The 21,333-nt window shown below is 66.1% G+C and carries 19 protein-coding genes; 10 read left to right on the plus strand and 9 right to left on the minus strand.

Annotated elements, in window-relative coordinates:
• Positions 1-2: 2 nt before the first annotated feature.
• Both B5D62_RS07630 and B5D62_RS07635 read right to left on the minus strand, forming a co-directional pair.
• Entirely contained in the window at positions 3-1,652 is a 1,650-nt protein-coding gene (locus tag B5D62_RS07630; protein WP_218190971.1) for a phospholipase D-like domain-containing protein, read from the minus strand.
• Between the two features lie 329 nt (positions 1,653-1,981).
• Positions 1,982-2,455, minus strand: coding sequence for a hypothetical protein (locus B5D62_RS07635; protein WP_085933160.1), 474 nt, complete (start codon positions 2,453-2,455; stop codon positions 1,982-1,984).
• A 278-nt stretch (positions 2,456-2,733) separates the two neighbouring features.
• Here B5D62_RS07635 and B5D62_RS07640 point away from each other — a divergent pair, with 278 nt between their 5' ends.
• The 5 genes from B5D62_RS07640 to B5D62_RS07660 are packed head-to-tail and all read left to right on the plus strand — an operon-like array spanning position 2,734 to position 8,160.
• The gene (locus B5D62_RS07640; protein WP_139373754.1) at positions 2,734-3,195 is read left to right on the plus strand and encodes a DUF5132 domain-containing protein; all 462 of its coding nucleotides are present in this window, start codon (positions 2,734-2,736) and stop codon (positions 3,193-3,195) included.
• 15 nt (positions 3,196-3,210) lie between these two features.
• Complete coding sequence (locus B5D62_RS07645; RefSeq protein WP_085933162.1) at positions 3,211-3,843, plus strand: HMA2 domain-containing protein; 633 nt, start codon at positions 3,211-3,213, stop codon at positions 3,841-3,843.
• Positions 3,844-3,866: 23 nt separating this feature from the next.
• Positions 3,867-6,056 (plus strand): heavy metal translocating P-type ATPase, encoded by a 2,190-nt coding sequence (locus B5D62_RS07650; RefSeq protein WP_085933163.1) that lies wholly within the window; start codon positions 3,867-3,869, stop codon positions 6,054-6,056.
• A gap of 14 nt (positions 6,057-6,070) precedes the next feature.
• On the plus strand, positions 6,071-6,895 hold the full coding sequence (locus B5D62_RS07655; RefSeq protein ID WP_139373755.1) for an EcsC family protein: 825 nt from the start codon (positions 6,071-6,073) through the stop codon (positions 6,893-6,895).
• On the plus strand, positions 6,892-8,160 hold the full coding sequence (locus tag B5D62_RS07660) for a DUF445 domain-containing protein (protein ID WP_085933164.1): 1,269 nt from the start codon (positions 6,892-6,894) through the stop codon (positions 8,158-8,160). Before B5D62_RS07655 ends, B5D62_RS07660 begins: the two co-directional genes overlap by 4 nt.
• 24 nt (positions 8,161-8,184) lie before the next feature.
• On the opposite strand, the gene B5D62_RS07665 is transcribed toward B5D62_RS07660, so the two are convergent.
• The 5 genes from B5D62_RS07665 to B5D62_RS07685 all read right to left on the minus strand — a co-directional run bounded on the left by B5D62_RS07665 (position 8,185) and on the right by B5D62_RS07685 (position 13,280).
• Positions 8,185-8,748, minus strand: coding sequence for an HPF/RaiA family ribosome-associated protein (locus B5D62_RS07665; protein WP_085933165.1), 564 nt, complete (start codon positions 8,746-8,748; stop codon positions 8,185-8,187).
• On the minus strand, positions 8,745-9,449 hold the full coding sequence (locus tag B5D62_RS07670; RefSeq protein WP_336470152.1) for a dienelactone hydrolase family protein: 705 nt from the start codon (positions 9,447-9,449) through the stop codon (positions 8,745-8,747). The genes B5D62_RS07665 and B5D62_RS07670 overlap by 4 nt, the downstream gene beginning before the upstream one ends.
• Before the next feature lie 393 nt (positions 9,450-9,842).
• On the minus strand, positions 9,843-11,129 hold the full coding sequence (locus tag B5D62_RS07675) for an alpha/beta fold hydrolase (protein WP_218190972.1): 1,287 nt from the start codon (positions 11,127-11,129) through the stop codon (positions 9,843-9,845).
• Between the two features lie 113 nt (positions 11,130-11,242).
• Complete coding sequence (locus tag B5D62_RS07680) at positions 11,243-12,340, minus strand: LLM class flavin-dependent oxidoreductase (protein ID WP_085933166.1); 1,098 nt, start codon at positions 12,338-12,340, stop codon at positions 11,243-11,245.
• Positions 12,341-12,464: 124 nt separating this feature from the next.
• A complete protein-coding gene (locus B5D62_RS07685) occupies positions 12,465-13,280 on the minus strand; it encodes a TIGR03084 family metal-binding protein (RefSeq protein WP_170920819.1) in 816 nt (271 codons plus the stop codon).
• A gap of 242 nt (positions 13,281-13,522) precedes the next feature.
• Here B5D62_RS07685 and B5D62_RS07690 point away from each other — a divergent pair, with 242 nt between their 5' ends.
• From B5D62_RS07690 to B5D62_RS07700, 3 genes are all read left to right on the plus strand, one after another.
• On the plus strand, positions 13,523-14,779 hold the full coding sequence (locus B5D62_RS07690) for an HlyD family secretion protein (protein ID WP_085933168.1): 1,257 nt from the start codon (positions 13,523-13,525) through the stop codon (positions 14,777-14,779).
• Positions 14,780-14,792: 13 nt separating this feature from the next.
• The gene (locus tag B5D62_RS07695; protein WP_085933169.1) at positions 14,793-16,376 is read left to right on the plus strand and encodes a DHA2 family efflux MFS transporter permease subunit; all 1,584 of its coding nucleotides are present in this window, start codon (positions 14,793-14,795) and stop codon (positions 16,374-16,376) included.
• 75 nt (positions 16,377-16,451) lie between these two features.
• The gene (locus B5D62_RS07700; RefSeq protein ID WP_085933170.1) at positions 16,452-16,778 is read left to right on the plus strand and encodes an antibiotic biosynthesis monooxygenase family protein; all 327 of its coding nucleotides are present in this window, start codon (positions 16,452-16,454) and stop codon (positions 16,776-16,778) included.
• Between the two features lie 37 nt (positions 16,779-16,815).
• Here the strand turns inward: B5D62_RS07700 and B5D62_RS07705 are convergent, their stop codons facing one another.
• Both B5D62_RS07705 and B5D62_RS07710 read right to left on the minus strand, forming a co-directional pair.
• Positions 16,816-17,415, minus strand: a complete 600-nt coding sequence (locus B5D62_RS07705) for a hypothetical protein (RefSeq protein WP_085933171.1) — start codon at positions 17,413-17,415, stop codon at positions 16,816-16,818.
• Positions 17,416-17,536: 121 nt separating this feature from the next.
• Complete coding sequence (locus B5D62_RS07710) at positions 17,537-18,136, minus strand: hypothetical protein (protein WP_085933172.1); 600 nt, start codon at positions 18,134-18,136, stop codon at positions 17,537-17,539.
• A 304-nt stretch (positions 18,137-18,440) separates the two neighbouring features.
• Here B5D62_RS07710 and B5D62_RS07715 point away from each other — a divergent pair, with 304 nt between their 5' ends.
• Together B5D62_RS07715 and B5D62_RS07720 are read left to right on the plus strand one after the other, a co-directional pair.
• Positions 18,441-19,241, plus strand: a complete 801-nt coding sequence (locus B5D62_RS07715; RefSeq protein WP_085933173.1) for a bestrophin-like domain — start codon at positions 18,441-18,443, stop codon at positions 19,239-19,241.
• 482 nt (positions 19,242-19,723) lie between these two features.
• Positions 19,724-21,331 (plus strand): phosphoenolpyruvate carboxykinase, encoded by a 1,608-nt coding sequence (locus tag B5D62_RS07720; protein ID WP_085933571.1) that lies wholly within the window; start codon positions 19,724-19,726, stop codon positions 21,329-21,331.
• Positions 21,332-21,333: the final 2 nt, after the last annotated feature.

Consider the following 21,333-nt stretch of genomic DNA (forward strand, 5'->3'; position numbering starts at 1 on the left):
GTTCAGGCCGTTCCAGCCATCGCACGGCGCGCTTTCGCCTCCGGTGTATCAGGCGCGAAGTATTTGCGACTCCACCGATGGTCCGGCGTCAGCCTGAAGGTCTTCGGGTTCCCGGACTTGATGCGAGCGCGGTAGTGCTCGTAAAGCCGGAGAAACTCGGCCATGTACATTCCCGCGATCCGCGGACAGTTCGTGATCTCGAGCAGATTCTCGTCGTTGTGGTGCAGTGAGTTGCCGCTGAAATTCGCCGAGCCAGTATAGACGACGGGGCGCTCCCCTTCGGCGTCGATCACCACGAACTTATGATGGACGCGAACCATGATCTTGGGGTTTTCCCCCGGCCACAGGACACGCTCGGGGGCAAAGTCTGTCGGCGTATCCGATCCGCTGAAGGATCCGAATCCGACGATATCGTGGTCCGTCGCCGCACGATTGAGGATCTCGATCTTCGCCGCCACATCGGCTCGCGACGGATCGCCGCTCGGCATTTTATCGGGAACGCGATTCACGAGCGCAAGCATCATCCGTCCGGCATCCGATGCCGCGAATACGGCATCCAGCAAGGCCTTGTCGGTTGGATCGAAGGCGCACAACAGGACCGAATGCTGCGCGGCGTTCACGGCCTGAACGATCGTATCGATGGACATGCGCTCGCCGTTGGGCTCGGGCGGAAAGAAGACACGGATCGAGGCGTCGCCGACCGTGATCGCATCGGACCAGCCGGTCTGCGCGTGTTGGGTCTGCGACAGGCCTGGATCGCGATCGAGCAGGCGCTTGCGATCCAGATAGAGCTTGGCCAACGCCGGCGATTCGAACGCGTGCAGGACGTTGGCCTGGGCAGAGAGGCCTTCGCTGGTAAAGTTGGCGGACCCGGCGAGCACCGCTTCCGGATGGTCTGCGGCACCGACCCGAACCAGAAACTTGTCGTGCATGATGCTGGCGTGGGTTCTGGGAGCGAAAGCGTTTTCAGGGCGGCCCGCGGTCTCCAGCGTCCGGATCGCAGCGTCGGAGGCGTGGTCCTTGCCCGTATGATTGTAGGCGAGCGATAGCGCACCGCCATAGTGTCGGAACGCCGGAATGATCCAGATATCATCGGTGAGGTGGTAGATCGCTCCCTCGACGTCCTTGCCTGCGGCGCGATCCAGGAATTGAGGCACAGCCTGTTCCATGCCGTTGGCCAACCACGCGCGCGCTGCCTTTTGCTGCGAGGCGCTCTTGATATCCGGGAACCGCTTAGAGAAGGCCTGGGAACTCACGACGGCACGATTGAAGTGCGAGGTGATGCCATGCTCCTCGACTTCCGGAACCTGGACGGCAATTGTGCCGGCCCGGTTGTCCATGAGCTTGAGCGCGCCGGGTTTCCCCGTGACCGGTACGACGCGGTAAGAGAAATGCGAGCCGCGGTCCCTGGTGTCGATTCGCGCGTCCCACCAATAGAATTTCTGGATCGGCGCTTCGTTGCTCGGGAAATCACCCTGGTCCGGCTTCGGCCCCTCGAAGCCGATGCGATTGGGAAGCCAGCTTTTAGGCGCTCCGTCGAACCCGGGTGTGCGTTCGATCGCAAATCCGAGAAAATCCTCGCGATCGTCTCCCTGTGGCCAATCATAGGCGAGCAAGACGAGTGTGGGAGACTGGTAAGAGCGGACCTTCACGGAGCCGTCTGTTTCACGCTCGACTGCGCGTGCCCCCGCGCTCGATGTGCCTTGGCGGCGCCGGGTCGGATGCGGTGCTCGTGGTCTCACCAATTTCGCCTCCCACTCCCGGTCGAAGCCTCTTCGCCCCGTCAACGGGCAGCCGATATGCTTCAGTATTCTCTGAGCGCGTACACACGAGATCGACGCTTGAGCGGACGGCAAATCCGCTTTCATTACTCGACGGTGGCGCAGCTTGTCGCCGCCTGCATCTGATTGACAGTGACCGACGAGCTTATTGTATCTCAACGACGATTAAGCATTGATTACAGCGGCAGCGCCGCTCGCCGTCAGGCTGCGGAGGCGACCGTGCCCGCCAGGCAATGATCGAGATAGGCTGTCATATAGGCAATGCCAGGCTCGACATCGTGCTTGTCGTAATGCTCGGCCACGCCGTCGCCCTGCATGTGCCAGTCGATCTCCTGCATCGTGAGATAGACCCGCTTGATACCCGCCAGCAGGACCTCGCGCAGGGATGTGCGGTCCGCCCTTGAGAAGGCCCGCGCACGGGCGGCCTCGTCGCGGCAGATTTCCTCCAGGAATGGCTCGATGTAGTTGCTGTCCCAAAGAGCCTGACGTGGCGCGCCGTCGAACATGCACGGCTCGAAGGCGATGGTCGTTCCGTCGAAACGGCGAATCTCCAGTCCGTCCGTGTCCATGTAGGCCCAGGGCCGTAGCTGATCCCAGATCAGGCTGAAGAAACGGCCGCGCAGGCGCTCCCGCTCGGCGGGAGTGAAGGCAGATGGTGAGAACAGCGTAGCCATATGGCCTTTATCCCCCCAACTGGCAAAAGCGTCCATGGTTTCGTCCGTGCGGGCCGGAAGCTTCCCTGGCGCTCTCCGGGGACATAGCGCGCCATGGGACCGCAAGCATATTGCTCGTGCCCTACCTGGGAAAACTTGCAGTCCTAAGATGAAGTATTGCTACCGGCTTCGGATCGTATGCCTTGATATTTCGGCCGTAACGCGAATTGCGTCGCCTGATTGTCATTGTCGACTGCTACCACCTCCGCGAGAGCAATCTCGAATTGGGGGAGCATCAGATGACAAGTTCCGCATTCAATGGGCATGCCGAGCAGGATATCGGAGCCTCGGCGGAAGCGACCGGCGGCATCGGCAGCGACAATGTCGAAGTGAAGGACGACGTCAACGACGCGGTGACGGCGGTCGCCACCGTCGGCGCCGTGGCGGTGGGAGCCGCCTTGGTGGAAGTCGCCCTGCTGCCGGGCATCGCGCTCGGTGTCGCCGCGATGCTCGCGCCCAAATACGTCCCCAAGATGGGTTCGGCCCTGGCGCCTGTTTTCCGGTCGTCCGTGCGCGGCGTCTACAAGTTCGGGCAGAAGACGCGCGAAGTGGTGGCCGAAGCCAAGGAGCAGGTGAACGATATCGTGGCCGAGGTTCAGGCCGAGGAAGACGAAGCGCCCAAGGCCGCGACGGCATCGGCGGCGCCGGCCACCCCGGCTGCCGAGCCCGCCGCTCCTCGGCCCGAATCAACCCGCGCCTAGCCTTCGGGTTTTCGCGTGAAGCAGCCCAAGACCGAGAAGGCCGGCCCAAAGCCGCCGAAAACCATGAAGCCCGGCCTCAAGATCGCGCATCAGATCCCGGGCCGCATCAGAATGAAGATCCGGGCGGCCAAAGGCCGGCCGGAGTTGCTGGAAGTCTATAAGCAGGCTTTCAGCATGATCCCGGGCATCGAGCAGATCGATGTCAGCCCCGAGACCGGCAGTATCGTGCTCAAGTACGATCCCGATCGGCAGGCGGATTTCCAGGCCGGCTTCAATGCCCAGCTCAACAAGCCGGAGCCGGAGAACACGCGGCGGCGCCCGCCCAGCAACGATCTCGAGATCCTCGCCAGCAAGATCGAACAGGAGGCGGAGTATCTCGCCGAGCATTCCGAGCTGGCGCGTTCGGTCGTGGATATCTGCAAGCAGACCGACCGGCAGATCCGCACCGCGACCAACAACATGCTGGATCTCAAGATGATGCTGGCGATCGGCGTCGTCGGGATCACGGTCTTCGAGGTGGGGGCGACGGCAGCCACGCCGGTCTGGGTGACTTTGGCATTGTTCGGCTTGAACCATTTCATCGAGATGCAGGCCGAACAGAGAGAAGCGCAGGGCGCCGCGATGCAACCCGTCCCGGTCAAGGCCTGACCTCAAGACAGTCGAGACAGGTCATGGATCTCGCAATACGTCACTACATCCCGGGACGGGTGCGCCTTCACGTCCCGGAACTCTGCCGACGACCGAGCCTCGCCGACAGCACCGTTGACTGGCTGAACCGGCAGGAGGGCATCAAAGGCGCGCGCGTGAACTACGATTGCGCCTGCCTGGTGGTCGAATACGAGCGCGACCGCGAGACGTTCTTCCGGCACATCCTCACGCAACTCACCGTGGCCAGCGTGACCGACATCGCTTCTGTCGTCGGTGTCGGCGATGCGCCCGAAAAGGCGCGTTCGCCGGCCAGCGCCGTCGCCTCGCCCGCCAAACAATCCGACACCAAGAACTCGAACGTGCCGCCGACTCGATCGGAGGTGCCCGGCCTCTTCTCCTCGCAGTCGCCGCTCGCATTGCCGACGCTATCCTTGGCGATGGCCTTCTCGAGCAATCCCTTCGTGGTCGCGCTCAACATTCCGTTGATGCTGTGGAATGGCCTGCCGATCGCGCGTCGGGCGCTGCATGTCTGGCAGCGCGAATCGCGACTCAACGTCGATACGCTCGACACGCTGGCCATCATCGCCTCGGTGGCGCAGGGCAACGCAGTGGCCGGCTCCATCATCACCTGGCTCATCAAGCTCGGTGACTGGATCCGCGATCTCACCGCCGCCGGTTCGCGCCGCGCCATCGCCGATCTCCTCGAATTCCAGTCCAAGAAGGCCTGGGTCAAGCGCGACGGCCGGATCGTCGCGGTGCCCGCGGTGGAACTCGCCGTCGACGATCTCGTCGTGGTCTATCCCGGCGAGATCATCCCCGTCGACGGCGAGATCGTCGAGGGCACGGCCACCATCGACCAGAAGACCATCACTGGCGAGGGCCTGCCGGTCAGCCGGCGCACGAGCGATACGGCCTACGCCGCAACGGTGATCCGCGAGGGTCAGATCACGATCCGCGCCGTGCGCGTCGGCACCGATACCACCGCTGGCCAGATCGCCCATCTGGTCGAATCGGCGCCACTCGGCGATACGCGGATGCAGAACCATGCCGAACTGCTGGCCGATCGGCTCGTCATGCCGACCCTTGCGCTGGCCACGGGCACGGCGGTGGTCACGGCCGACTTCAGCCGCTTCCTGTCCCTGGTGATCGTCGATTACGGCACCGGCATCCGCGTCGCCGCCCCGACCTCGGCCTTGTCCTCGATGACGCATGCGGCGCGCGCCGGCATCATCATCAAGAGCGGCGCCCATATGGAACGCCTGTCCAAGATCGACACGATCGTCTTCGACAAGACCGGCACCCTCACCCATGGCGTTCCGGCCGTCACCGATGTCGTGCCGTTCATCGATCACATCACGCCGAACCATCTCCTCGGTCTGGCCGCTGCCGCCGAGACGCGGCTGCACCACCCCGTCGCCGAAGCGCTGCGCAGCCGCGCCCGGGAGCTTGCGGTCAATATTCCCGAGTGCGACGAGACGGAGTACCGTGTCGGCCTCGGCGTCGAGGGCCAGGTCAATGGCTACTACATGCATGTCGGCAGCGAGCGCTTCATGCGCCACAGCGGCATCGATGTCGGCCCCGCCCTGGCGGCCCGCGCGACTCTCGACCACAACGGCCAATCGGCACTCTATGTCGCCGTCGACGGCAAGCTGGGCGGTCTCGTCTCCTATGCCGACAAGATCCGCCCCGAAAGTCGGGAGGTGGTGGCGCGCCTTCATGACATGGGCATCCGAAACACCGTCATGCTGACAGGCGACAACGCCGTCGTGGCGCGTGCCGTCGGCGGGCGGCTCGGGCTGACGCGGGTGATCGCCGACATGATGCCGGCCGACAAGGCCGGGGTGATCCAGGAGCTGCAACGCAACGGCCATGTCGTCGCCATGGTCGGCGACGGCATCAACGACTCACCCGCGCTCAGCTTCGCCGATATCGGCATCGCCATGAAGCACGGCGCCGAGATCGCACACGAGTCGGCGCATGTGGTGCTGATGGAAGACTCGCTGTGGAAGCTGGTGAAGGCAGTCGAGATCTCGCGCAATGCCGTGAGCCTGATCCGGCAGAACTATGCCATCGTCGCCGCCCTGAACACGCTCGCCCTCGGCTTGGCCTTGCCGGGCGGGTTGATCAGCCCGACGACCACGGCACTCCTCAGCAACGGCTCGGCGATCGCCGCGACCCTGAACGGCATGCGCCCGATCCTGCGCTATCAGTAAGGACGCGGGAGCCGGTGCAGGACCCGAACATCTCCCCGCCGCCGGCCGACTATCACGACGCCCTGGTCGCGGCGGTCCAGGCGCTCGAGAACCCCAACCTGGCGGCGCGCATCGCCGATTACGCCGGCGCGCCCCTGACCCGTGTGCTCAGCCTGCTGCCGCGGGTGGCCGACGCCGGCGTCACCAGGGTCGTCGAGCTGGCCATGCTGCGCTCGCTCAAGACGGCGATCCGCACGCTCGACCTCACCGGCCAGCGGCGCCGGCCGGCAACGTTCCTGTCGTCGATGGCGGCCGGTGTCACGGGCGGCGTCGGCGGCTTCGTCGGCATTGCCGCCCTGCCGGTCGAGCTGCCCGTAACCACGACGCTGATGCTGCGGGCGATCGCCGATATCGCCCGCCACAATGGCGAGGACCTGTCGCAGGTCGAGCCGCGGCTGGCCTGCCTGCAGGTCTTCGCCCTGGGCGCCCGCAGCACCGCCGAGCGCCAGGATGTCGGCTACCTCGCCGCACGCGCGCTGCTGTCCCGCGTCACCAGCGATGCCGCCGCCTATCTGGTCGAGCGCGGTGCCGCGGAACTGTCCGGACGGGCGGTGCACAGCTTCCTCACCGAGATCGTCACGCGCTTCAGCGTGGTCGTGTCGGACCGCATCGTCGCCGGCGCTGCGCCGGTGATCGGCGCCGTCGGCGGCGCGACGGTGAACGTCATCTTCATGAATCACTTCCAGGAGATCGCCAAAGGGCACTTCACCGTGCGGCGCTTGGAGCGGCGCTATGGCGTCGAGCCCGTGCGCCGCCGTTACGCCGATATCGCCGCCCGCCTGCAGCAGCGGCGCAGATGACCGCCACGCCGATCCCCCTCGACGCGACCGACGAAGCGCGCGCCGCCGGGCTGCGCCGCATGCGCCTGCTGGCGCTGCTGCTGCTGGTGGCGATGGCCGGTGTCTTCGTCGCGACCTCCTACGGCCAGATCAGCTATCCCTGGCTCGGCTACGTGCGGGCCTTTGCGGAAGCGGCCATGGTCGGCGCCTGCGCCGACTGGTTCGCCGTGGTGGCGCTGTTCCGCCATCCACTCGGCGTGCCCATTCCCCACACCGCCATCGTGCCGCGCAACAAGCAGCGGATCGGCGGCGCGCTGGGGCGTTTCCTGACCGACCATTTCTTCACGCCGCAAGTGCTGAAGGCGCGGCTGGCGGAGCTCGAGCTCTCGCCCTGGATCGCGGCCTGGCTGGCCAACCCGGACAATGCCCGCCGCCTGTCGCGCCTGGTCGCCGCCGCCCTGCCCGACATCCTGCGCACCCTGCCGCGCCAGCAGATCACCGACACCGCTAAGGACTGGCTCGAACGCGGCCTCAAGGCCCTGCCCGGTGCGCCGGTCGCGGCCAATCTCCTGGCCATCGTCTGGGCCCAGGGCCAGACCCAAAAGCTGGTCGAGCGTAGCCTCGAACTGCTCGAGGAGTCGGTGCGCCAGCACAAAGACGAGATCCGCGGCAAGATCGAGGCGGGCTCGTCGCGCTGGGTGCCACGCTGGGTCGATGGCATGGTGGCAGCCAAGGTCATGGCCGCCGTGACCAGGACCCTGGGCGAGATGCGCGACCCGGCCCATCCCTGGCGACTCGAGCTCCGGCAGGCGGTCGAGACGCTGGTCGAGCGCCTGCAATCGGACCCGGAGCTGGCGGCCCGCATCGACGAGGCCAAGGCGGCCATGATCAACGATCCGCTGTTCCACGCCCAGCTCGAGGCGCTGTGGAGCGAGATCGAGGGCCGCCTGCCGACGGATGCCACGATCTATGCCGGCCACGCCGCGCATCTGTTGGAGAGAGGCCTGCTGGCGTTGGGCCGCTGGCTGCAGGACGACCCCGTCCTGCGCACGCGCTTCGATCTCTGTGCCCGGCACCTGATCAAGCGGACCGTGGCCCTGCAGCGCGAGGAGATCGGCGGCTTCGTCCGGCGCGTGGTCGAGAACTGGGAAAGCGACACGCTCGTCACCCGCATCGAGCTGCTGGTCGGGATGGACCTTCAATACATCCGCATCAACGGCACGTTGGTCGGCGGCCTGGTCGGGCTGGTCATCTACACCACGTCCCGGTGGCTTCTGCCCGGCTGAGCCGAGCGGCTCGCCACCGACTCCTTACACCAGGTGATGCTTGCCCATCGGCGTCACGCTGCTGGCCTGTGGCCCCTTCTCGCCGGGATGCAGGGAGAAGCGGACCTGCTCGCCGACCTTGAGCTTGTCGAAGCCGCGGTTGGCGACGGCGTTGCGATGGAAATAGACCTCGGTCCCGTCGCTGGCCTCGATGAAGCCGAAATCCTTCTCGGCGATCAGGTCGCGGATGCGGCCGTGGCCCGGCACTTCGTGCCCCTTGACGTCGCCGCGCTGGCGGCGAACGTGGTCCTCGAGCTGGCGGCGGACCGCATCGAAGCAGTCGCGCACCGCGACATGGATATCCTCGTGCGCATGATGCTGCTCGGGATCGCGCTTCACCACGATCTCCCTGCCCGGGACCTTGAGGTCGACGCGGATATGGAACAGCTTGCCCTGTTCGTGACGGCGATGCGGCGCCTCGATCACGACGCGGCAGCTCACGATGCGGTCGTAGAACTGTTCGAGTTCCGCCGCCCGTTCGCGGATCCGCGCCTCGACCGCCTCGGACGCATCCATGTTGCGAAAGGTGATCTGCAGCCAGTTGGTCATTGCTTGTCCTCCACGACATGATGCCGGAACCAGCGGGCGGCATGGCCGATCACCGCCTCGAGCGCACCCTTCTCGGGAAAGAGATGGGTCGCGCCCGGCACGATCTCCAGGGCCTTTTCACCCTTCAGCCGCGCCAGGGCGCGGCGGTTGAGCACCAGCACGACATCGTCGGCTCCGCCCACGATCAGCAACGTCGGCGCCATGACCTGCTCCAACGCGTCGCCGGCGAGATCGGGCCGCCCGCCGCGCGAGACCACGGCTTTCACGCGCGGGCCGAGCTTGGCGGCGGCCACCAGCGCCGCCGCCGCGCCGGTGCTGGCGCCGAACAGGCCGAAGCGCAGCGTGCGCGTCAGGTCGTTCGCTTCCAGCCAGCGCACGGCATCGACCACGCGCTTCGCCAGCAGGGCGATGTCGAACACGTTGGCGCGGTCGGATTCCTCTTCCGGCGTCAGCAGGTCGAACAGCAATGTCGCCATCCCCTGCTGCGCCAGCGCCTCGGCGACAGCGATATTGCGCGGGCTGAGCCGGCTCGAACCGCTGCCATGCGCAAACACCACCAGCACCCGCGCCCCCGCCGGCAGCCGCAGCGTGCCGGGCAGCTTGAGCGGTGGGATGCGGACCTCCTTGATCAGCAGCTCGGCCATGACCGTCATGCCGGCATGATGGCCTGCGTCGACGGCGTGCCCCTTGATCGAGGTCAATCCATCTCTGCCCTGCTTGTTCTGGCCCCGCCGCCCCTTACCTCGCCTCTCCCCCTGAAGGGGGGGGGAGGAATCTGAAGAGAAAATTCGCGGTCAAACTCCTCTCCCCTGAAGGGGGAGAGGAGTTTGAAGGAAAGAGTTCGCAGACTCTCGCGCTTCAGCCCCCTCTCCCCCTGACGAGCGAGACGAACCTGAGGAGAAAGAGTTCGCGGCCTCCTCTGCCCCGATAGGCGGAGAGGAACCTGAAGGAGAAGAGTTCCCGCTTCAGACTCCTCTCCCACGAAAGGGGAAGAGACGTCTGAAGATCAGGAGTTCGCGCTTCGGACTCCTCTCCCCCATGAGGGGGAGAGGTGGGGTGAGGGGGTGAGACACGATGCGCCCCAAAGGCGGCGCTTACGAGGCGGCAGCCACCTGCTCGAGGACTGGCAACAGATAGCCTCGGAAGCGCGCCGGGTCCTCGCTCATGGGGAAATGGCCCATGCCCATCATCACCTGGAACGAGGTCGCCTTCACCAGCCTGGCCAGTTCGGCGGTCAGTTCCGGCGTGGCGGAGATGTCGTACTCGCCCGTCAGCAGATGCAGCGGACAGCGTTTTGTATCGAGTCCGTCCAGCAGCCCGTTCCGCAGATCGCCCTCGGCGAAGTAGTAATGCAAATCGCCGAGGAAGATGCCGGGTCCGCCCTGCAGGTAGTGCCACAGCGTCTCCCATTTCTCGGCCGACGGCGCCGTCGGCGCCACCAGGCAGGCGACGGAGCCGGCCGCCGCTTCCTGCCCGTGCACGTCGGGCCGATGCAGCACGCCAAGATCGCGCAGCCGCGTGTCGGCGCCGGCCTCGGCATGCGTCGCCGACTGCAGTCCGATCGCCGCCCGGAAATAGTCGCCGTGGCGCAGCGCCAGATGCAGCACGGCGCGCCCGCCGATCGAGCAGCCCATCACCACCGGCCGTTCCAGCTTCAGCGCGCGGCAGAAGGCCATGACGGTCTCGACATAGAGATCGGTCGTCAGGCGATAGGTCTCGCGCTCGAAGCCCGGCGGCGGCGAGGACTTGCCGTGCCACGGCAGATCGAAGGCCAGGACGCGAAACCGCGCCGTGATCTCGGGATCGTTCAGGAGGGCCCGATATTGCCGCCCGTCGGCGCCGGCCGTGTGCAGGCAGACCAGCGGAATCCCCTGCCCCGCTTCCTCGAAGTAGAGCCGATGCGCCCTGCCGTTGAGATCGAGCCGCAGATACCGGCCGACGACGGGCTCGATGAAGGCGCCCTGCGGACCGGGGGCTTCCAGTCCACTCTTGACCGCACTGGAAGCGCGCGGTCCGTCCGAGCCCGATCCCGGAGACCGCACCGCCTCGAACAACTGCTCCAGGAACAGCAATCGCCGCCCGAATTCCAGCATGTCGCCCTCGACATAGAGATGGCCCATGCGAACCATGGCGACCAGGCTCTGGTAGCCAACCGGCGGCACCGGCTGGGCGAAGGCGTCCCAGGTCTCGCGCGCCGCGCTCAGCGTGAAGGCCGCCTCGGCCGACTTGCCCGGCGCCACCACGATGCCCGCCGCCGATGCCGTGGCCGTCGACACATCGCCGCCACTCGCGATCGAGAAGCAGAGCGGCACGCGCGCCGCCTGCCCGCGCAGGAATTCATTGCCGCGCTCCGCGCCTGCCAGCGCCTTGAACCGTTTCACCGCTTTCCTCCAATCGATTATTTGCGTGCTGGGGGCGCGCCACTCCAGTGGCGCGTCTTGTTCCTGTGACGTGCATCCCATGAACGCGCGACTGGAGTCGCGCGCCCCCAGCTTTACTCTGCCGCCTGGGCCGCCGCGGGCGCCTGCCATTTCTTCACCACTGGCAGCACTTCCTTGGCGAACAGCTTGAGCCCGCGTTCGGAGACCTCGTAGGGCGTGCCGCCGAAGCGGAAGGCGACGTTCATCTCGAAATCGCCCAGGAGTCGCCGCCGCTCCTCCAGCCCGCGCAGGATCTTGTCCGGCGTGCCCCACGAGGCCGCCTGCATGAAGCCTGTCACGGCCCCTTCGAGCCCACCACCCTTGCGCGCCAGGTCGGCCTTCTGCTGGTAGGCGTCGTAGCCCTTCACCGTCTTGAAGTGCTCGCCCAGGAACTCGTAGTGGAAGAAGTTGCTCTCCACGAATTTGCCCTGGTAACGGCGTGCCTCGTCCTCGATGGTGGCGGCGTTCGGCCCGCAGACGCAGAACTCCGTCAGCATGACACGCGGCGCCTCGGTGCCGTGATACTGCCGATGCAGCGCGCGGCCGCGCTCGATCACCGGCAGGCGCATCTCCCACGGCCGGTCGGCGAACATCACCATGTGCGCGCCGAGCTTCGCCGCCGAGTCGACCGAGTCCTCGCTCGACGCCACGGCGTAGATACGGCCGTCGAACGAATATGTCGGCCGCGGCCGCAGCTCGATGCGCGGCTGCTTGTAGTGTTTGCCGTTGCCTTCCATGACGCCGGTGCGTAGCGCCTCGATGATCAGGGGCGCGGCCTCGTCGAAGCGCTCGCGCGATTCGTCCATGGGCACGCGAAAGGCGGTGAACTCGCGCCGCGCCAGCCCGCGTCCCATGCCGAAGCGCAGCCGGCCCTTGCTGACCAGATCGAGCACGAGGGCGTTCTCCGCCACGCGGAGCGGATCGTGCCACGGCAGGATCACCGCTGCGGTGCCGATATCGATGTTCGGACACAACGCGGCGAGATGCATCATCAGCGCCAGGTTGTCGGGCACGAAGGAGTAGTCGTTGAAATGATGCTCGGCCGACCACAGGCAATCGAAACCAAGATCGGCCGCCAGCCGCGCCAGCCGGATCTCCTCGTCCCACACGCGGTCGTCCGTGCAGTTGTCCCAACCGTAGTTGGTGAACAGCATCATCATGCCGACGTCCATGGCGGGTCCTCCTCTTTGGTTCTTTGATTGAGAGGATGGTTTCACGGACGATCGTCGGTCGCAAGCGACGGTGTGCGGCCTAGTTCCATGAGACGCTCATGAGCGCCACTGGAGTGGCGCGCTCCTATGACGTCTTCATCCGGAACCTCGTGCCTTTCGCCGGCGGTGTCTCCGGCGGTCCGGCGAAACACTGTGCGATGCTCATCCATTCTTTTGCCACCGCGCCCTCCACGGTGAGCGTCGTGTCGGCGATGTTGCGGGTCTGCGTCACCACTTGGCAGAAGGCAACGGCGTCACCGGCGATGCGGTCGGTCATGGTCGCCTCGTTCCAGTTCCAGCTTTCGCCGTTCGGACCGTCGAGGCGCACTTGCGGCACCGTCTCCGGCACGGGGCGGCCATGGACGCGGAAGGACCAGCCGAAGGTGCGGACGCCGATCTCGGCGATGTTCTTCAGCCGCGGTGATGGCGGCGGGCGATCCAGGCCCAGCAGGTCGTAGATCGCCTGCGCATGCGACCATACCTCCATCTGGCGGGCGGTCGTGAACATGCGCACGCCCATGTCGGGCCCAGCCCATTTGAGGCGGGCGTCCGCAGGCTTGGCCGCGAGCGCATCGCAGAGCTTGCGCAGCGTGGTGCGCCAGCGCTCGCGCAGCGCCGCGCCGGTGAGATCGCCCAGCCTGAGCCGCGTCTCCTCCACACGGCTCAGGCCGGTGGCGCGCCGGGCCTGGATATCGGCCATCAGCGCGGCGAAGGCTGACTCATCGGTCGCCGAGGCCAGCGCCAGCCGGTCTCCCCAGTGCAGGTGCTGGACGATGTCGTTGACGGTCCAGTGCTTGAACTGCGTCGGCCTCGCCCAGTCGCCGGGTTGGAGGCGGGCCAGCAGGCGATCGAATTCATCCGCCTCGGCGGCAAGGTCGGAGACTTGTTGCAGGCTTGTCATGGGCGTCGGCTCCCTTCGGGGCGACGATAGCGGAGGCACGGCGCCGCTGTCCCTGCTCCGTCGTTTCCTACGGGTGACTAGTGCCCGTCCCGGAATGCGGGACCTTCCATTGTCCACGGTGTCATTGGTCTGAATGGCCATGGCTAGGATCACGGCGTCGCGCATCCCCCGGCGCACCATACTGCCTTCCGGACGCGGCTGGTTCCCGGTAGTTTGGCGCCTAGACAGGACAGAGTACGCCCATGTCAGTTCCAGGGTCCGGCCGCCTTTCTGGCCGCATCGAGCCGTTGCCGCGGGTCGGCTCCGAGGCAGAGACCTCCGACCGGGTCACGGACCGCACCGCCGCGCCGACACAAGTCCCCCGACCGCCAGTCCAGTCGCCCGTCCAGCCGGCATCGACCCCGGCAAGGCGACGCGGCGGGCGCCGCCGCGGCGTGCTTGCCATTATGCTGCTGGCAGTGGCCGGCTTCGGCGGCTGGTACGGCTATCGCTGGTGGACCGATGGACGCTTCATGGTGTGGACCGACGACGCCTATGTCGGAGCCAAGACCGTGATCCTGGCGGCAAAAGTGCCGGGCTACATCTCGTCGCTCAATGTCGAGGACAACGCGTTCGTCCACGGCGGCGACGTCATCGCCATCATCGACGACGGTGACTACAAGCTGGCGCTCGAATCGGCGCGCGCCCGGACCCGGACCCAGCAGGCCACGGTCGAGCGGATCGGTCGCCAAATCAAGGCGCTGGAGGCCGCCGTAGAACAGGCCAAGGCGCAGCTCGTGTCGGCCCAGGCCGGTGCCGCCCGCGCCAAGCTCGAATTCGACCGCCAGCAGTCGCTCACCCTCATCGGCGGCGCCAGCAAGCAGGTTTTCGAACAGGCCTATACCAACCGCGACCAGGGCGATGCCGCGGTCCTCAACGCCAAGGCTGCCGTCGATGCGGCCGAGGCCAATGTCGCGGTGGCCCGGAGCCAGCAGGAGGAGGCGCGCCAGACAGTATCGGAACTGGAGATGGCGGCCGCGCGCGCCGAGCGCGATCTCTCCTTCACGGTGATCCGCGCGCCGTTCGACGGCGTGGTCGGCAACCGTGCCATCCAGGCCGGCGGCTACGTGCAGGCGGGCACGCGTCTCGTAAGCGTGGTGCCGCTCGACGACGTCTATATCGACGCCAACTTCAAGGAGACGCAGCTCGCCCGCATCAGGCCAGGGGCGCATGTCTCGATCCTGGTCGATGCCCTGCCGGATGTCGTGCTCGACGGCACGGTCGAGAGCATCGCTCCCGCTTCGGGCTCGGTGTTCTCGCTGCTGCCGCCCGACAACGCCACGGGCAACTTCACCAAGATCGTGCAGCGCCTGCCGGTGCGCATTCGCGTCGCCCCCGAAGTGGCGGAACAGGGCGCGCTGCGGCCTGGCATGTCGGTGGCCGCCGGCGTCGATACGCGCACCGGCGCCATGGGCGCGCCGCCGGTTTCGATCACGGCCACACCGACAGCCCCCCGGTAAGCGGAGCGCGGCAATGGCCAGCCCTGGCTCTCCTGCCGCGCCTTCCGCTGCGGCGGACAACGACCGCATCGAGCCGCAACACCTGGCGGCGTTCATCGCCATGGTGTTCGGCATGTTCATGGCGATCCTCGACATCCAGATCGTCTCTGCCTCCCTCAGCGAGATCCAGGCTGGACTGTCGGCGAGTGCCGACGAGATCCCGTGGGTGCAGACGGCCTATCTGGTCGCCGAGGTGGTGATGATTCCGCTCTCGGGCCTGCTGTCGCGGGCGATGGGCACACGCATCCTGTTCGCCCTCTCCGCCGGCGGCTTCACACTGTCGAGCCTGGCTTGCGGACTGTCGACCTCGATGGAGGAGATGATCCTGTGGCGTGCCGTACAGGGCTTCATCGGCGGCGGCATGATCCCGACCGTGTTCGCGACCGCCTATATGGTGTTCCCGCGCTCGAAGTTCGCGGTCGTCACGCCGGTGATCGGCCTGGTGGCGACGCTGGCGCCGACGATCGGCCCGACCGTCGGCGGCTACCTGACCGACCTGCTGTCGTGGCGCTGGCTGTTCTTCATCAACATCGTGCCGGGCCTCTGCGTCACGACTGCGGCCCTTGCCCTGATCGATTTTGACGAACCGCACTGGGCGCTGTTCGACGATTTCGACTGGCTGGGGCTGGCGGCCATGGCAGGCTTCCTGGGCTCTCTGGAATACGTGCTCGAGGACGGGCCACGCTACGGCTGGTTCGAGGACGAGACGGTGCTGACGCTGGGCTGGGTGATGGTCCTGTCGGCGGTCGTGTTCTTCGTGCGCGCCTTCACGGTGCGCCAGCCGATCGTCGACTTGCGGACCTTCGGCAACCGCAACTTCGCGATCGGCGCCCTGCTGGCCGCCCTGGTGGGAGTCGGCCTCTACGGCATGACGCTGATCTATCCGCTCTATCTCGGCCGCATTCGCGGCTACAACGCGCTTATGATCGGCGAGACGGTGTTCGTCTCGGGCGTGGCCATGTTCCTGACGGCACCGATCATCGGGCGGCTGATGTCCAAGGTCGATCCCCGCCTCATGATCATGGCCGGCAGCCTGATCTTCGCCGTCGGCACCTGGCAGACCAGCACCATCACCAGCGACTGGGATTTCGGCGAGCTGCTGTGGCCGCAGATCTTCCGCGGCGTTGGCCTGATGACGACGATGATCCCAATCCAGAACGTCGCGCTCGGCACGCTGCCGCTCGACCGCGTCAAGAACGCCGCCGGCCTGTTCAACCTGATGCGCAACCTCGGCGGCGCCATCGGGCTCGCCGGCATCAACACCGTGCTCAACGACCGCACCGACCTGCATCTGGCACGGCTGCACGAGCGGCTCACCTGGGCGCATCCGCCGGCCCTCGAGCGGCTCGACCAGCTCACCCAGCGCCTGCAGGATTATCCCGACGCCGCCACCATGGCGCTGAAGCTGCTGACGCAGATCACTCATCAGCAAGGCGTGGTGATGGCCTTCGCCGACGTGTTCCTGCTGCTGACCCTGATCTTCGTGGCCCTGGCGGGCCTGACGCTGCTGCTGCGGCGGCCAGCCGCCGGCGCCGCTCCGGGCGGCGGAGGTCACTGACACGGGCGGAGACTGGGAACCTGACCCCGCCTCGATAAGTTGCTGGGATGGCATTCCCGTCGCCGAGGAGGTTCCATGCCCCAGATCCAGACCGCCAACCAACCCGTCACCCAGATCACCATCGTCGAGGCCGAGCCGGACAAGCAGGCGGAAGCGCTGTCGCTGATGACCGAGCGCGCCCGCTTCATGGCCCGGCAGCCCGGCTTCGTCTCCATCAGCCTGCATCGCAGCCTCGATGGCCGGCGGATCGTCAACTACATCCAGTGGAGCAGCCGCGAGCAGCTCGAAGCCGCGCACAAGGCGCCGCAGTTCCGCAAGGAATGGGACCGGTTCGATCGCATGACCGACGACATCGATCCGCATCTGTACGAGGTGTGCGAGATCCTGGACGGCAAGCGGTAGGAGCGGCATCGCCGCTCCCGCCTGGACGGCGCCAGCCCTACTTGCCGATCATTCCATCCTTCTTCATCGCCTCGAGCATCTCGGTGGCGGCGAGGTCGAACATCTGGTCGTCGATGTCGGCCCAGATGTTCTTCTGTCCGAAATTCACCTTGAATTGCCAGAGCGTCTTCTTTCCGTCGTGCAGGAGGACGCTCAAAGTCACGGTCATCACACAGTCGGCATAGCAGGCGATCTTGGCCGACGTGATCTGGGCGAACAGTATGGCGGGGGCAGTCGGAGAAACCGTCAATCCATACGGTGCGGCGAGGGCTGGGAAGCGGTCACGAAAGTCACGGCTGATCAGCTTCGCGAACTCCTGCAGCCTTTCATGTCCCTTGACCCTGTTGGCCTCCTGTTGCGCTGGCAGCACTGCCCCATAGGATGTCGTCTGGACCTCGAGCCTCACGGCGTTGTTGGGCATCATGTCGATGCGGACAGCCTCGATCTTCTGCGCCGGCCGCTCGACGATCTTGCTGTCGGACGATCTGACCGTGCCGCAACCCGCCAGCGCCGCCACGAGACCGCCGATCGCGACACAGCGTACGGCCGCCGACATCCATGTCGTCAGCCGCTTGGCCGACATGTTGAAAGACATCATTCCCCCGCTCTCCCTCGAACGCACACACGCTCCGCTTCCTCCACATGGAGGCAGCCGTCGCGGAGCGACAACGGTCTGCCGCAAGCCGAGGAGCATCGCCTCGCCGGCTCTATGATCCCGTCTAGCCGCCGATCACACCGTCCTTCTTCATGCCGTCGAGCAGCTGAACGGCGACGGCGTCGAACAGGACGTCGTTGATTTCGACCGTGGAGCTTGCCTGGCCGAACTCGATCGAGGACCGCCACAAGGTCTGTCCGCCCGCGTCGAGCAGCTTCGCCTCAATGGTGACGGTGGTCGTGCATTTGCCGGCTCCGCAGTTCGTCTCGCTGCTTTCGATCCGCACATGCAGCACGTTGTCGGCTGTCGGCGCGATGCGCACGCCGTAGGGAACCGCCAAAACCGGGAAGCGGGTTCGGAAGCCGGTGACCAGCAGCCGCGCGATCTCCTGCAATTTGATCTGCGCCGTGTACGAACTCGATCCCTGCTCCGCGGCGGTATTGGCGTATCTCGGAACGACCGTCGACACCTTGGTGGGCACGGCGTGGTTGGGATCCACGACCACGCTCATGACCTGGATCCGTGCCGGAGGCTTCACCAGAAGTTCGCTGTGAGAGGATTTTATGTTCGAGCAGGCGGAGAGCAGGACCAACAGAACGCCGACAAACGCACCCACGCGCACAGGCTCCGCCGCCCGTGCGGCGAAGCGACCAAACGCAACCATCGATCCCGGCTCCCCCCGTCAACGCAATCGCGACTGTTTCATATCGGTTGAGAGCGGTAACGGTCTACAACTGTTTCGACGGTCCCGTCATCGCGCACGGAAGAAGATGTTGGATCCACACTGGCCGCTATCTCTGGTCGATGCCAGCCCGACCAATGGACTTCACCGGTGCCGATGTGACCGTATAAGCTAGTGTGCCATATTCGGGGGGAGCGGAGTCGGTGTTTCCGGGAAGTTTGTCCGGCGTCGCCATTAGGCGGATGCGCCATGCTGGAGAGGTGCCGACCGGCGCCGGACGGTCTGCTTGGCCTATCTGATCGCCGCCCTGGCGCAGCACCTCAACGACTTCGCCATCCTGGCGATCGCGGCGATGGTATTCGGAGCCGGCGGCGTCTTCCTCTCCTATGTCGCGCACCACGTCTGGTTCAACCGCTGGCCGGTGCGCGGCGAGGAAGACAAGAAGGTCGCCGATACCGTCCAGACCAGCCTGCTGGGCTTCTCCGCCTTCGTGCTCGCGCTCGCCGTCACCAACGTCCTGTCGAACCTGTCGCAGGTCGGGGAGGCCGCATACCTGGAAGCCGGCGACATCGCCAGCCTCGATCGCGAGCTCGGCGCCCTGGGTAACCAGGCCACGACGGCCCGTCAGGCGCTGGCGGATTATGCGCGCGACGTCGCCGCCGACGAATGGCCGCGGCTCGCCAAGGTGCAGCCGACGCTGTCGCCGATCGTGTCGCAGGACATCACCAGGCTCTGGGCCGAGACCCGGCGCCTGCAGGGCGACGCGCAGCTGGTGCCCGAGCATATTCGCGATGCCCTGGACCGCTATCTCGGCACCATCGAGCGGGCCCGCGCCGAACGCCTGGCCCAGGCGACCAAGAGCATTCCCTCGATCTTCTGGATCATCATCATCCTGTTCGTGTCGGCGGCGAGCTTCATGAACGGACGCAACAACCTGCATCGCTTCGGCATGCATCTGATCGTCGTCCACATGGCAGCGATCGGCATGGTGATCGCGCTGATCGTGATCGTCGACAATCCGTTCCGCGGCGTGACCAGCATCGATCCGTCGATCATCGCCGACGCCCTGAAGGCGCCGGCGCACTAAGGGCGTCCGACCGTGGCGATCGCCGCCCCTCCGGGTGACGGCCGTTGGCGACCAGAATCGGTCACGCCGGCTACCAGCGCTATCATGCCGGCACCATGACGACCGCCTCTCTTCCTGCCGCCGCCGCTCGCGAGCCTCGCGAGGAATCGCCTTCGATGCAGCCGGGCCACGCTTTTCGGCCAATCCTCGCGAGGAAAATTTTTATTGTGCAGGGCGAAGCGGCCTGCCCCCGCCAGCACCGAGTTCCCGTTTATTTTCCGTTTGTTTAACGGCAGGCCGCCCCAGATTGATCACCGCATGCCGTCTTGCTGCAGATGCACACGCTTCACCACAATCCTCCCCATCCACCGGCACAGGCTGCGGCCGGATGGCGAAATCACATTGATGGAGAACGAGCCGTGCTTATCACTCGCTCTTGCCAGTCCAGCACGCGGGCGCTAGCACCATTGCAACGCGACAACGAAGACAGCAGGGAGCTGAACGTGCACCAGACAGGCCTTGTCATCCCCAAGACCGGCCTCGGATCTCTTGGGTTGAAAAATCTGGGCAATGTCTACTGGAACCTGACCGTGCCAGCGCTCTACGAGCAGGCCGTGCGGCGGGGCGAAGGATCGATCGCCGATGGCGGCGCGTTCGTGGTGCGGACCGGCGTCCATACCGGTCGCTCGCCCAACGACAAGTTCTTCGTCGAGGATTCGGAGAGCCGCGATCGCATCGACTGGGGCAAGACCAACAAGCCGATGGCGCCCGATCGCTATCGCGCGCTGTACAACCGCATGATCGGCTATGCACAGCGCCGCGACCTGTTCGTGCGCGACTGCTGGGCCGGCGCCGATCCCGAGCACCGCATCGGCGTGCGCGTGATCACCGAGACGGCGTGGCACAATCTGTTCGCCCGCAACATGTTCCTGCGTCCCAACCACGAGGAGCTGCAGGACTTCGCGCCCGACTTCACGATCCTCAACCTGCCCGGCTTCCAGGCCGATCCGGCGCTCGACGGTACCGCCTCCGACTGCGCCGTGCTGGTCAACTTCACCGACCGTGTCGTGGCGATCTGCGGCACCTGGTATGCCGGCGAGATCAAGAAGTCGGTGTTCACGATCCTGAACTACCTGCTGCCCGACAAGGGCATCCTTCCCATGCATGCCTCGGCCAATGTCGGGCCGGCCGGCGACGTGGCGATCTTCTTCGGGCTGAGCGGCACCGGCAAGACCACCCTCTCCGCCGATCCGTCGCGCACGCTGCTGGGCGACGACGAGCATGGCTGGGGCGAGACCAGCCTGTTCAACTTCGAGGGCGGCTGCTACGCCAAGGTGATCAAGCTCAGCCGCGACGCCGAGCCGGAGATCTACGCCACCACCGAGCGTTTCGGCACGGTGCTGGAGAACGTGGTGTTCGATCCCGAGAGCCGGGCGCTCGATCTCGACGACGGCCGCTTCACCGAGAACACGCGCGCCTGCTACCCGCTCGACTTCATCCCCAATGCCAGCCTGTCGGGCACGGCCGGCACGCCCGAGAACATCATCATGCTGACGGCCGACGCCTTCGGCGTGCTGCCGCCGATCTCGCGGTTGACCCCCGAGCAGGCGATGTATCACTTCCTCTCGGGTTACACGGCGCGCGTCGCCGGCACCGAGAAGGGCGTGACCGAGCCGCAGGCCACCTTCTCGACCTGCTTCGGCGCTCCCTTCATGCCGCGCCATCCCACCGTCTATGCCAAGATGCTGGGCGAGAAGATGGCGCGCCAGAACGTCAAATGCTGGCTGGTCAATACCGGCTGGTCGGGCGGCGGCTTCGGCGTCGGCCATCGCATGTCGATCCGCCATACCCGCGCCATGGTGCGGGCCGCGCTCGACGGCACGCTGGCGAGCGCCGCCTCGGCGCCCGATCCGCATTTCGGCATGCATGTGCCGACCGCCTGCCCCGACGTGCCGGGCGATGTGTTGAATCCCAAGAACACCTGGCGCGACAAGAAGGCCTACGACCGGGCCGCCCGCGACGTGGCGCACCGCTTCGAGAAGAACTTCGAGCAGTTCGCCAGCCACGTCGACAACAAGGTGATGCAGGTCGCCATCCGCGCGGCGGCTTGAGC

Origin of the sequence: Enhydrobacter aerosaccus, assembly GCF_900167455.1 — a bacterium.
GTDB classification, from domain to species: Bacteria; Pseudomonadota; Alphaproteobacteria; order Reyranellales; family Reyranellaceae; genus Reyranella; species Reyranella aerosaccus.